Annotated in this window: 8 protein-coding genes; 4 read left to right on the forward strand and 4 right to left on the reverse strand. The window is 68.9% G+C overall.

The annotated features are described in order from the left end of the window. Positions 1 to 269: 269 nt before the first annotated feature. Positions 270 to 2,123 (reverse strand): MFS transporter, encoded by a 1,854-nt coding sequence (locus ACIQD6_RS20945; protein ID WP_401884545.1) that lies wholly within the window; start codon positions 2,121 to 2,123, stop codon positions 270 to 272. Between the two features lie 339 nt (positions 2,124 to 2,462). Next, positions 2,463 to 4,571: a serine hydrolase gene (locus tag ACIQD6_RS20950; protein ID WP_401884546.1), complete on the reverse strand. Its 2,109-nt coding sequence runs from the start codon at positions 4,569 to 4,571 to the stop codon at positions 2,463 to 2,465. 636 nt (positions 4,572 to 5,207) lie between these two features. Between ACIQD6_RS20950 and ACIQD6_RS20955 the strand changes: the two genes are divergently transcribed. Further along, positions 5,208 to 5,951: a GPP34 family phosphoprotein gene (locus ACIQD6_RS20955; protein ID WP_401884548.1), complete on the forward strand. Its 744-nt coding sequence runs from the start codon at positions 5,208 to 5,210 to the stop codon at positions 5,949 to 5,951. A gap of 662 nt (positions 5,952 to 6,613) precedes the next feature. Next, positions 6,614 to 7,471, forward strand: coding sequence for a helix-turn-helix domain-containing protein (locus tag ACIQD6_RS20960; protein ID WP_401884549.1), 858 nt, complete (start codon positions 6,614 to 6,616; stop codon positions 7,469 to 7,471). Positions 7,472 to 7,578: 107 nt separating this feature from the next. On the opposite strand, the gene ACIQD6_RS20965 is transcribed toward ACIQD6_RS20960, so the two are convergent. Further along, a complete protein-coding gene (locus ACIQD6_RS20965) occupies positions 7,579 to 8,256 on the reverse strand; it encodes a hypothetical protein (RefSeq protein ID WP_401884550.1) in 678 nt (225 codons plus the stop codon). 692 nt (positions 8,257 to 8,948) lie between these two features. Between ACIQD6_RS20965 and ACIQD6_RS20970 the strand changes: the two genes are divergently transcribed. Then, positions 8,949 to 9,158 carry a DUF397 domain-containing protein gene (locus ACIQD6_RS20970; RefSeq protein ID WP_401884551.1) on the forward strand — a complete coding sequence of 70 codons (210 nt, stop codon included), beginning with the start codon at positions 8,949 to 8,951 and terminating at the stop codon, positions 9,156 to 9,158. Between the two features lie 414 nt (positions 9,159 to 9,572). Then, positions 9,573 to 11,192 carry a sodium:solute symporter family protein gene (locus ACIQD6_RS20975; protein ID WP_401884553.1) on the forward strand — a complete coding sequence of 540 codons (1,620 nt, stop codon included), beginning with the start codon at positions 9,573 to 9,575 and terminating at the stop codon, positions 11,190 to 11,192. A 164-nt stretch (positions 11,193 to 11,356) separates the two neighbouring features. Here the strand turns inward: ACIQD6_RS20975 and ACIQD6_RS20980 are convergent, their stop codons facing one another. Continuing rightward, positions 11,357 to 12,472 carry an ADP-ribosylglycohydrolase family protein gene (locus ACIQD6_RS20980; protein WP_401884554.1) on the reverse strand — a complete coding sequence of 372 codons (1,116 nt, stop codon included), beginning with the start codon at positions 12,470 to 12,472 and terminating at the stop codon, positions 11,357 to 11,359. Positions 12,473 to 12,516 lie beyond the last annotated feature (44 nt).

Consider the following 12,516-nt stretch of genomic DNA (forward strand, 5'->3'; position numbering starts at 1 on the left):
GCACCGTTCGCACCTCATGCCGCCTCACTATGGGGGATCACGCCATCGCCCGGCAGCAGAAGCACTCGATTGGTATGCGACCGCTTCATCAAGTCCCCTCATAGCGCCTGACCTTGACTTACGGTCAGCTCGCGTGACCCGTCCCCGGCCTGAGAGGTCCCTCGCGAACAACCCTCGCGAACAGCCCCGAAAGGCCCTCACGTACAGCTTCGGAAACGGCCTGAGCGCAGCTCCTGGCACAGCTCATGGCACAGCTCCTGGCGGAACTCCTAGCGCAGTTCCTCCGGACACCCCGTCCCACGCGGCAGCTGGTACGGCGCGGCCAGCCGGTACACCCCGGGGCGGGGCGCCAGCAGTTCCGTCCACTCGTCGCCCTCCGCGTTCTCCTCGGCCTTCAGCAGACAGCCGTTGGGGTTCGTGTAGTCCTTGGGGCCGTCCCCGTCGGCCCGGGACTCCACCGTCTCCTGCGGCGGTACGACGCTCCTGCCCTCCTCGTCCACCAGCCCGAGCCATGGTGAGTACGGGATCCGGATCAGCACCCGCCCCGCCCTCTTCACGTGGATCGTCAGCTCGCCCGCGCCCGCCCGGTCCACGGTCGCCGGCGGATCGGCCAGCGGCCGCGGGTCCTTGACCGCGAACAGCTGCCAGTTGGCGTCGCTCCAGAGGCGCTTCAGGTAGGGCTGGCCCTTCTGGACGAGCTCGGTCTCCAGCCCGGCGCCCTGGTCGGGCTGCCCCTTGGGGAGTACGACGTAGTGGACGGCCCAGCGGTCCAGCCAGCCCCGGTAGCTCTCGGACGTCAGGGTGTCGTCGTAGAAGAGGGGGTTGCGCTCCATGTCCGCCTGCCGGTTCCAGCCCCGGGCGAGATTGACGTACGGAGCGAGCGCGGACGCCTCGCGGTGGCTGCTGGCCGGGACCACCTCGACCCGTCCCTTCTCCGCGCCCGCCCGCTGCAACTGGTGCACCAGCGGCGCCAGCTCACGGGCCCAGGACGCGGTGGGTGCCGTACGCACCATGTCGTCCACGCCCTTGAAGCCGATCCAGAAGTTGAGCCCGGCGAAGGCGACCACGAGGGCGTACCAGCGGCGGGTGCGCGGTGCGGTGTACGGCAGGGCGGCGAGCAGCACCACACCCGCGATGATCATGGCGAACCGGGAGACGTTGGACCCGATCTGCGAATCGATCACGTACGTCAGCAGCACCCCGACGCCATAGACGGCCGCGGCGACCCGGACCGTACGCCAGTCCTTGGGTACGAGGACGAACACGAACAGCGCGTACAGGAAAGGCAGCGAGGCCCCGCCCACCGACAGCGGCTGCGTGCCGGAGAAGGGGAACAGCCAGGAGGAGAGCGCCACGACGGCGGCGGGCGCCAGACCGAGCGCATACGCGCCGGGGCGCCGCTTGTTGAGGAAGAGCGCGGCGGCGACGACCCCGAGGAAAAGGCCGGCCACGGGGCTCGCGGCGGTCGCGAGCGCGGCGAGCGGCGCCGCGGCGACGGCCTTGGCCCAGCGTTTCGTACGCCACCGGTACGGCCAGCAGAACACCGCGGCGACGGCGCCGAGCGCGAACATCATGCCGAGGCCGAACGTCACGCGCCCCGACAACGCGTTGCACAGGAACGCGAACACCCCGGCGAGCGAACACGCCACCGGGTTACGGACGGTCCGGACCCGGACCAGGATCAGCGCGGTCAGGGCGGCGGACGCGGTCCCGACGAGCATCATCGTCGTACGGACGCCGAGGACGGACATCAGATACGGCGAGACGACGCTGTACGAGACGGGGTGCATGCCGCCGTACCAGGCGAGGTTGTACGCGGAGTCGGGATGCCGCCCGACGAACTCGGCCCAGGCGTCCTGCGCCGCGATGTCCCCGCCGCTGTTCGCGAAGAGGACGAACCACACGACGTGCACCACGGCGGCGACGGCGGTGGTGAACAGGACGGGGTGACTCCCCACCCAGCTCCGGAAGCGCGACCGGGAGCCGGGACCGGCCTCCGGCCCCTCGCCACGTCGCTGCCCGGGCAGGTCTATTCGCGGCCCGGTGGGGCCCCGCGTCCCGGTGAGGCCCTTCGCGGGGGCCGCGGTGTTCTCGTCCGCGCGTGTCGGCTCAGCGGTGGTCACTACGGCTCTCCACGTCTTCCGTCTCACCGTCCGTCTGCCCGGTGTGCCGACTCCCCCGACATGTTCCAGGACGCCGTCCCCGCGTCCCGCAGTTGCTCCGGACGTCCGCCGGGCGGTTGGGCGAGCTCGGCGGATGTGCGGGCTCGGCAGCCGGCAGGCCCGTCGGATGTCCGTTTCGGGACGCTAGCACGCGACCGCGGCCGGGGAGGGCACCATTGTTCGGTGCCCTCCCCGGCCGCGGTATCGGACGGTCCCGGCTCAGCGGTCAGCCGACGCTGGTCGGCGGTCGGTTGACACTGGTCGGCCGAGGCCCGGTCGGCCGACGCGGGCGGCGGCCGGTCAGCCGACGCGGGTCAGCTTCGCGCCGAAGCCGGGCTCGACCAGGTCCTTTTGGAGGGTGACCGGGGCGGAGACCTTGCCGGTGCCGGTGCCGACGGTCACTTCACCGACCTCACTGCCCGCCGCGGCGGCGTGCGGGATCTGCTCCTTGCCCTCGCCGATGTTGAGCTTCACCTCAAGGCCGCCCCAGCCGATGGCCTTGAGGTCCTCGGTGGAGACCACGGGCGTCTGCCCGCCGAGCCCGTCGTCCACGTAGCCGACGACATCGCCCTTCTTGACGACGGTGGCGGAGCCGACGTCCGCCTGGGCCTTCTGGATCAGCTTGAGGCTGTTCTGGATCGAGCGCTGCAGCTTGCCGTCCAGAGTGCCGTCCACCTGGGCACCCATCACGATGCCGACGATCCGGCGGTCCTTGCCGTCGATGATGGTGTTCGCGGCCCAGAGGAGATTGCCGCCGGCCGGAGTCGAGGAGCCGGTCTTGATCCCGCTCACCCCGGGCTCCAGCAGAATGTTGTTGTTGTTGTAGATCGTCTTGCCGAGGCCCGGGACATCGGCCTGCGGCATGTTCACAACCTCGCGGAAGACGTCGTTCTGCATGACCGCCTTCGCCAACTTGAGCTGGTCGGCCGGAGTGGACACGGTCGAGGGCTCAAGTCCGCTCGGGTCCGTGTACGTCGAGTTCGTCATGCCGAGATCCTTGGCGGCGGCGTTCATCTTCTCGACGAACGCCTTCTCGGTCGTGGCGTCCCAGCGGGCAAGCAGACGAGCCGCGTTGTTCCCGGACGGAATCATCAGCAGCTGAAGCATCTGCTTCTCGGTGTACTGCTGCCCCTCCTCGATGGGCGCTGTCGACTCGTCAGGACGGTCGGCCTCCTCGCCCGCCTTTTTGTCGACCTTGATCTTCGGGCCCACCTGATTCCCGGTGATCGGGTGTTCCTTGAGGATCACGTACGCGGTCATGACCTTCGCGACGCTCGCGAGCGGCGCGGACTTCTGCGCGCCGTACGCGCCGATCGTGCCGACACCCTCGACCTCGACCGCGCCCTGGCCCTCGGCGGGCCACGGCATGTCGATCTTGCCCCCCTCAAAGGTGTACGTGGGGTCGGCGGACAGCGCCAACGTGGGCGCCGGGAGCGGGCGTACGGCCTGGGCGATCGCGAAGATGACCAGCAGGAGCAGGGCGAGCGGCGTCCAGATCTTGACGCGCCGGACGGCTGTACGGACCGGAGTCTCGGGCGGCGCCGGCTTGTTCGTCAGCTCGGCGAGAAGGTCCAGCGGCGGCCGGGGCGGCATCGGCTGCTGCCGGGTCCGCTCGGCCTCGGGGATCGCGGAGGTCTCGGCGACGGCGGGGGTGGCGGCCGGGGGCTGCGGGGTCGACTTCGAGGTGGACGGGGACGCTTCGGGCTGGGGGGACGCCGTCTTGAGAGACATTGTCCTGGGCGACGTCGGCTTGGAGGCCGTGGACGGTACGTCGTCCCTGCGCAGCGGTACGAACGTACTGGTGCGCTCGGCCGGAGCCTCGTCCGTCTTGGCTTTCGCGTCCGACCGGGGCTTGTCTTCCGAGCCGGCCTTCGCGTCCGACCCGGGCTTCTCGTTCGACCCGGCCTTCACACCCTTCTCGGGCGTCTCGCTCTTCGCGCTCTTCTCACCCTCGGACGGTCGGGGCATCTTGAGCGCGGTGGTGGGCGAATCGACGGCGGGCCGGGGCAAGGCCTTGAAGACGGCGGTCGCTCGATCGACGCGCGGCTCCGCGTCATCGTCACTCTCGTCGTCGCCCTTGGCGTCGCTCTTGACGTCGCTCTTGACGTCGCTCTTGACGTCGTCGTCCTTGACGCCGTCCTTCTTGTCCTCGGCCTTGTCCTTGCTCTTGTCCGAGGGAGCGTCCTTGGCGTCCTTGCCGTCCTTCGAAGCGGCGCTGTCGCCGGACCTGGCCCAGGAGGGGGTCGTGCCGCCCTTCCCCGCCTTGCCTTCCTTCCCGTCCTCCCCTGACGTCTCGGCCTTCTCAGCCGCCGGGGGCTCCTCGCTCTCGCGCGTCCTGCCGGAATCAGCGTCGGATGTGGATTCGGAGTCGGCGTCCGTGTTCGTGTTCGTGTCGGAATCCGAGCTCAAGTCGGAACCAGAGTCAGAGTCTGCGTCTGCCTCCGCCTCTGTCTCTGCGGCCAACTCGGAATCCGAGTCGCCCTTCGGGGTGCTCTCGCTCTTCGAGCTCTCCGCACCCGCCGCTATCGGCGGCCCGTCGCCCGACCCCGCGGACTTCTCCGACTTCTCGGCTTTCCCTGAGTCCCCGGCTTCCTCCGAATCCTTCTGCGAGCCCTCCGCACCATCGATGCGATTTGCAGTTGCGACCTTCGTCGCCACCGCCGAGCGGGACTCCGAACCAGACTCAGAACCAGACCCGGAACCGGACCGAGAACCGGATTCCGAACCCGATTCCGGCTCTGCCTCCTCGGCCGCCGATTCACGGAACACCGCGAGCCGCGGGTCCCTTTCGCCCGGAGTCGTCTCCCCCGACGACTTCTGCTGCTCCGACTTGCCGGGGGACTCGCCCGCCACCGTGTCTCCTTCATGTCTCATCCGACGTACCGCACTGTCCGAACCATCTATCAGTGTCCTGCTCTGGGACCTTCACCGGGGTACTAGACGAGAACGACATACATAACGGTTCCCGCACAAAGCACCCAGGCGCTCTCGACAGACCAATGTGAGAGGGGTCACCCTGTCATTCATCCACGCGGGGAGGCATGGATGGGCAGGAGCCGCAGAACAATTCCGGAGGAGCTTCTGTTGCTCGCTCTGGACCCGACCACGGGTACCACAGCGCAGCCGCAGTCGCTCGACCTCGGCCTGGCCGGAGCACAGCTAGTAGAGCTGGCTCTGGCAGGACGGATAGCCCCTGACGGGGATCGTATCGCCGTGGTGATGCCACGGCCGACCGGAGATCCGACTCTGGACTCCGCACTGGAGCTGCTGCGCAGACGCGGCAGCCCGGTTCGGGCCGTCCACTGGATCGGCGGGCCCCGACTGGGGCTGCGCCAGACGTATCTCTCGCATCTGGAGCGATGCGGCATGGTTCATGCCGTCGAGGGCCAGATGTGCGGGGTGCTGCCGACAACGCGCTACCAGGCGACGGAGTCGGCGATCAGCCGGGAAATCAGGTCCCGGCTGGACAGTGCGATCCGCACCGGCGTACCGCCGGACCCGCGGACCGCGGCGCTCGCCGCGCTGGCCCACGCGGTCGGACTCGGCAAGCACCTCTACCCCGGTAACGAGGGGCGTTCATCACGCTCCCGGCTCCGGGACCTGATCAGGCACGACCCGATGGGCGGTCTCGTGGCGCACGCCGTCATGGACGTCCAGAACGGCGTGGGCGCACAACCGCGCCGTAACGCCGCCCAGAGCGCCCCCGGCGCTCCCGCGGGCGGTGGCAGGGCGCCGGGCGTGCCCATGCAGCCGCAGCGCGGCGGCATGGCGCGTGTCGCGGCGCACTGAACAGCCTCATTGGCAGCCTGATTGATCGATCTGAAGGACCTGATGGACCCGCACGGTCCGAACGACTCGGCTCGTGCGGTCCGAGGGAGGCGTGCGGGCCGGAGGCTCACCCGGCCCGAGGAACCCGCGCCACCCGAGGGACTCGCACGACCGGCACGGCCAGCACCGCCCGAGGGACTCGCAACCACCCGAGGAACTCGCACAACCAGCGCGACCTGCACGACCAGTGCCACCAGCACCACCACAGAGATCCGCCGCACCGACGTCCCCAGAGCCGGTCCGGGAGCCGCACAAAGACGCGCGGGGCAGCCAGGGCTTCATCGGCTGCCCCGCGCGCCGTGTGGGCGCCCGGCATCCCGCAAGCCCCGGATCCGTAACGGGAAGGCGCCCGGAAGGCCGCCACGGGTGCCCAGAGCCATGCCACGCCGTCCCCGGGCACCCCGGACGCCCGAACCCCCCGGGCACACCCCGGCGCCCGGCCCGGCGCCCGATCCGGCGCACAGCGCGCGCACCGGCGCGCAGAAGTCCGCGCAGGAGCTGCGGAGGGGCTTACGTACCAGCGCATTCGCTTCTGTCTCCATTTCCCAGCGCAGCCGGGACTTTTGGTGGCAGTCTGCTGAGCAGTAGATACGTACAGCTACGCAGCCGGAGGTGCAGTTTCCGTGGCGTCCAACGTCAACCCCACCGTCAGGCGACGCAGATTGGGCCAGGAGTTGCGCCGGCTTCGCGAACTCAAAGGCATGACGGCGGAGGAGGTGGCCGAACGGCTGCTGGTCTCGCAGTCGAAGATCAGCCGCCTGGAGAACGGCCGCCGCTCCATCAGCCAGCGCGACGTCCGCGACCTCTGCGGGGTGTACGAAGTCGAGGACCAGCGCATCGTCGACTCGCTGATGCAAATGGCCAAGGACTCCCGCCAGCAGGGCTGGTGGCACGCCTTCGGCGACATCCCGTACAGCGTCTACATCGGGCTGGAGACGGACGCGGCCTCACTGCGCGTGTACGAGCCTCAGGTCGTTCCCGGCCTGCTCCAGACCAAGCCGTACGCCGAGGCACTGATCAACGGGGCGCTGCCCGAGTCCTCGGTGCTCGAGGTCGAGAAGCGGGTCGGGGTACGGATGCGCCGCCAGGACCGCATCAACGCCCCCGAGGACCCGCTCCGGCTGTGGGCCGTGGTGGACGAGGCGGCGCTGCGCAGGGTGGTCGGCGACCGGCAGTTGATGCGGGAGCAGCTGGAACACCTCGTCGAACAGTCCCAGCTCCCGCATGTGACCGTGCAGGTGCTGCCCTTCGACATGGGCGCGCATCCCGGGATCACCGGGCACTACGCGGTTCTCGAATTCCCGGACGCCGCGGACTCCAGCGTGGTCTACATCGAGGGCGTGACGAGCGACCTCTATCTGGAGAAGTCCAATGACGTGCAGCGCTACAGCGTGATGTACGAACACCTGCGCGCACAGGCCCTGAACGCCGACCAGACACGGCAGTACATCTCGGACATCGCCAAGGACTACGCCCGTTGAGACTCGCGTCCTGACCGAGGCTGCCCATCGGATCGCGTTGTCGCACGACCCGGTGGGCGGCCCGCATGAATCAACCGTGAACCAGGTCCTGTCCGGCCGGACAGGACCTAACCACAAGGCGCCATGAGCCCCTTGAGGATTTCGCAGACGATCGACTTGAGCGTGTCGTAGTCCGGCGGATCCCCCGGATCCCCCTTGTCTCCCTTCTCGCCTCTCGCCCCCTGCGGTCCCCGTGCGCCGGGCGGGCCCGGCGGGCCCTGCCGGCCGGGCAGCCCGTCCTGGCCGTCTCTGCCGTCCCGGCCGTCCTGGCCGTTCCTGCCGTCCTTGCCCGGAAGGCCGTCCACGCCGTCCTCGCCCGGTTCTCCCTGCGGACCCTCCGCGCCCTCCTGGCCCTGCGCACCCTCCTGGCCCTGGAGTCCCTGGGTGCCCTGGAGGCCTCGCGGGCCGGGCGGGCCTTCCGGCCCCTGTGGTCCCTGCGGAGCCGGCGGCCCCTGCGGGCCTTGCTCGCCAGGGTCGCCCGGCGGGCCCTGGGGGCCGGTTTCGCCGGTAAGGGGCTCCCTGACCGTGATCGGCACGTTCTCGATCACGGCGCTGGGGCCGACGTACTTCGTGACGGTCAGCATGCTCACATCGAGGGGCGCGTCCTCGCTCACCTCGAAATCACCCACCCAGTAGGTGTCGCCGACCTGAGTGAGGGGGTACGTCCGCTCCGCCCCACCGGGGCAGACGACGGAGCTGTATTCCGCGCTCCACGCACACCCGGGGATGGGCCAGTAAACAATCACGGTGGTTTTCATTCCGGGGCCGAGCGGGTGCGCGAAGAAAACGACGAGCGAGCAATTCGATTCAATCGATGTGGCCATAGCGCCTCCCTGGACAAGTTGCTCGGAGGTATGGCAATGGGGCGCCTGTCACACCGTCCGATCTCACGACGGAAAACGGGGAGCAGACACCCGCGACAGCAGCGACAATCGTGAGCCGGCCATCCATCCAGCCCGGCACCAACGAAACCAATCCATTCCGCCGAGAAATACCTAGCATTGAATGAAACGCTGGAGCTCGCGTCGGGCCGGCAAACCAGCGTCGCCTTGCGTTCCGTTCATACCCGAATATTCGTCAGGTACATGACGAGTGGCAGCCTTTACCCGATGGAGTGAATGGTGAGCTGGTGCGATAATCGCTGCACGCCAGACAGTTCCGGACACCGGACAGACGTCACCGCGATACCGCCGCAGGGGCCGAGCTCCCCGCCACAGCCTCGTCTCCCTTGACCGTAAATGTCAGGAATAACTCTGTTCGCCCCTGGAGTGGGGGTGCATTATGCACCCCAAGTGCCTGAACAGAGAAGGGCCTCACGGAATATCTCATCCGAATGAGTGAATGCCCACCCCGCCCATCGAGTGAGGCTAGTAGCGTCGATCATGCCAGCAAAAGAGTTGGCGTGATTTTATCCCTCACTTGCTGAACCGGAGCGAACATGGCAATTCTTCAGGGCGCTACGGACACGTGGACCAAGTCCTCGTACTCCGGCGGAAACGGCGCATGCGTAGAGGTCAAGTCCCCCGTCGTCCAGTCCATTGCCGTTCGGGACTCGAAGGCTCCCGAAGGTCCTTCGATCTCCTTCATTCCCACCTCATGGAATGCCTTCGTGCAGGAAATGAACAAGGGCGCCTTCGACCTCGGCTGAGGTCGACCGACACCCTGCACCCGCACCACACAGAGCCCTCTCGACCGGTTCGCCGCCCTGGCCGAGGGGGCTCGGTCATGCCGGGACACGACCCCACCCACCTCTCGGCCGCCCGGGACCCGCATCCCGCACGACCCGACCGGACCGGACCTGAGCTTGACGAAGCGCTGACTCATCGTGTGGCCGCCGTTACGCGCACGACAACGCTCCGACAGGTCAAGAGCAGGCAAAATGGTTCTGCTTTCTGACCTGGGTTCATACCTATGACCAACGGCCCCCTTGACCCACCTCCACGCCAGGCGGTTCAATCCCCGAAGTCCCCGCTCCCGCACGGGGTACCGCTACCCGGACGTACCGACGAAGAGCCTGACGGAGCACTTCGACGTTCACAAGGCGGACCCCTGGAGGGGGCACATGAACAGCCTCGACTGGATCGTGCTCATCGCGTACTTCGGTGTGATGGTCGGGATCGGCCTCTGGTCGCACAAACGCGTGGACGATGTCAGCGACTTCTTCACCGCCGGCGGCAAGATGCCCTGGTGGCTCTCGGGCATCTCGCACCACATGTCCGGCTACAGCGCGGTGATGTTCACGGGGTACGCGGGCATCGCCTATACGTACGGTGTCACCTCGTTCGTGACCTGGTCCCTCCCGATCGCCATCGGGATCGGGATCGGCTCCAAGCTGTTCGCGCCCCGGCTCAACCGGCTGCGTTCGCGGTTACACGTCGCGTCCCCGCTCGAATACCTCAAGAACCGCTACGACTTGAGGACGCAGCAGGCTCTCGCCTGGTCGGGCCTGCTGCTGAAGATCGTGGACGTGGGCGCCAAGTGGGCCGCCATCGCCACCCTGCTCTCCGTCTTCACCGGTATGTCCCTCAACCAGGGAATCCTCATCACCGGTGTCATCACGGGTATTTACTGCACGGTCGGCGGCCTGTGGGCCGATGCCCTCACAGAGCTGGGGCAGTTCATCATCCAGCTCTTCGCCGGAATCGCGATGCTCGTCGCCGTCATGGGCGAGCTCGGCGGCTTCAGCGCGCTGTGGACGGTCTGGGACAAGCTCCCCAGCGGCCACGCCGACGCGACGGCCGGCCCGTACACGGTGACGTTCCTGCTGGCCTTCCTCTTCATCAAGATGTTCGAGTACAACGGCGGCATGTGGAACCAGGCCCAGCGCTACATGGCGACCGCCAACGCCCGCGAGGCCACCCGCTCGGCCCGGCTCTCCGCCGTCCTCTGGCTCGTCTGGCCGCTGGTCCTGTTCTTCCCGATGTGGTGCGCGCCGCTGCTGGTGAAGGCGCAGAAGCCCGATGCCTCCGACTCGTACGCCCTGATGACCGAACAGCTGCTGCCGCACGGGCTGCTGGGCCTGGTCATCGTCGGCTTCTTCTCGCACACCATGGCGATGTGCTCCTCCGACGCCAACGCCATCGCGGCGGTCTTCACCCGGGACATCGCGCCCACGCTGTCCAAGGCGGCGCGCGGCTGGTCCGAGCGTGCCGGGCTGCTGGCGGCCCGGCTGTCGACGATCTCCTTCCTGGCGCTGTCGATGGCGATCGCCACCCAGGTCAACTCGCCGACGTTCAAGGACATCATCACGGTCGTCATCAAGTGGGTGGCGGGCCTGATGGGACCGATCGCGATCCCGTTCATGCTCGGCCTGCTCAAGCCGTTCCGCAGGTCGGGCCCGACCGCCGCGCTCACCAGCTGGGCGCTGGGGCTGCTGGCCTTCTGGCTGGTCAACTACCCGATCAACTGGAACACCGACGGCGGTGTGCCGCTCCAGTACCAGGTCTCGGTCCCGCTCGCGGTGTCGCTGGTGCTGTACATCGTGATCGGCTTCCTGAAGCCGGAGGACAGCCCGGGGCGCGACGTGCTGCTGGCCCGTATCAACGGGGAGGGTGGCGGGGACGGTTCCGGGCTGACGGCGGAGTCCCTGAAGGTGCCCGCGCAGGCGAAGCCGGGCGGCGACGGAAGGCAGCCGGGCGACCGGGAGGACACGGGGTCCGGCTCGGGACCGGTGTCGGGGTAGGGATAGGGGCGGGGTCGGGTGCACCGTACGGCTCGGGTCACCGTCGTGCCCGTACGGCCGGACCGTGCCGTACCGCGCGGACCGCGCCGTACCCCCTCCGGGCCGTGCGGCCGTACGCCGTACACAGCCGTATGCCGTACACAGCCGTACGCCGTACGCATCGGTCAGCCGCGCGGATAGCGGTCCAGCCAGCCCGATGTGGTGACCGCCGGGCTGTGCAGGGCCGGGCCCTGGGTCATCTCCATCGCGAAGTCGTCTGCGATCTCCAACAGGGTGGGCCGGCCTTCCAGTTCGGCCAGCCAGGCGGGCGGCAGCGCCGTCTCGCCGTACAGCGCGCCGAGCAGTGCCCCGCAGAGCGTTCCCGTGGCCCCCGACGGGCCGTCGTGGTTGACGGCGAGGCTCAGGCCCTGGCGTATGTCCTCGGCGACCAGCGCGCAGTAGACGGCGACGGCGAGCGCGTCCTCCGCCGCGCGTCCGTCGCCCAGCGCCGCGATTCTGTCCGGGCCCGGAATCCCCTGGCGTACGGCGCCGAGCGCCTGTTGGAGGGCGTCCGTCACGGGCTGGTGGCCGGGGCGCGGGGCGAGCAGCGCGAGGGCGCGCTGCACGCCGGCGTCCAGGGGCTCGCCGCGCGCCAGCGCGTGCACGATCACCGCGAACGCGCCCGCCGAGAGATACGCGGTCGGGTGGCCGTGCGTCTGGGTGGCGCACTCCACGGCGAGCTGGCAGACCAACTGCGGCTCCCACCCGACGAGCAGCCCGAACGGCGCGGACCGCACGAGGGCGCCCGCGTCGCGCGCGGTGGGGTTCTTGGGCCTGTCGAGCGTGCCCATGGTCGCGTCGCCGAAGCCGGTGAGCGAGGAGATGGTCGGATCGCGCCGGACGTACAGCCACTCCTCCTGGGCGAGCCAGCCGTTGTCCTTGCGGCGCAGGTCGGGCCCCCAGTCGCGCTGGGTCATGGCCCAGCGCAGATGGGCGCGGTGCACATCGGTGGGCGGATGCCAGGCGCCGGTGTCCCGGCGGACCTGGGCACGGATCAGCCCGTCAACGGTGAACAGGGTCAGCTGGGTTGACGCGGTGACGGCGCCCCGGCGGCCGTACGCGGGTACGTAGTCGTTGACGCCGTCCGCGCCGTGCGCGGCCCGGATGTCGTCGAGCGTGAGCGTGGAGACCCCCGCGCCGAGCGCGTCACCGACGGCACCACCGAGCAGACAGCCCCGCACCCTGCTGCGGAAATCCTGCTGCTCGCTACGGCCCCAGACGGTCCCCGACGGTGTGCTCACGCGTCCCTTCCTCCCCCTGAGCCTCGCAGCTGAACCGCGGCGAA

It is taken from the genome of Streptomyces sp. NPDC088400, assembly GCF_044753355.1.
In the GTDB taxonomy this organism is placed as follows: Bacteria; Actinomycetota; Actinomycetes; order Streptomycetales; family Streptomycetaceae; genus Streptomyces.

Coding starts and splice junctions, on each gene's coding strand:
- ACIQD6_RS20970 (WP_401884551.1), top strand. CDS start 8,949: ATGGCAATTCTTCAGGGCGCTACGGACACGTGGACCAAGTCCTCGTAC.
- ACIQD6_RS20975 (WP_401884553.1), top strand. CDS start 9,573: ATGAACAGCCTCGACTGGATCGTGCTCATCGCGTACTTCGGTGTGATG.
- ACIQD6_RS20955 (WP_401884548.1), top strand. CDS start 5,208: ATGGGCAGGAGCCGCAGAACAATTCCGGAGGAGCTTCTGTTGCTCGCT.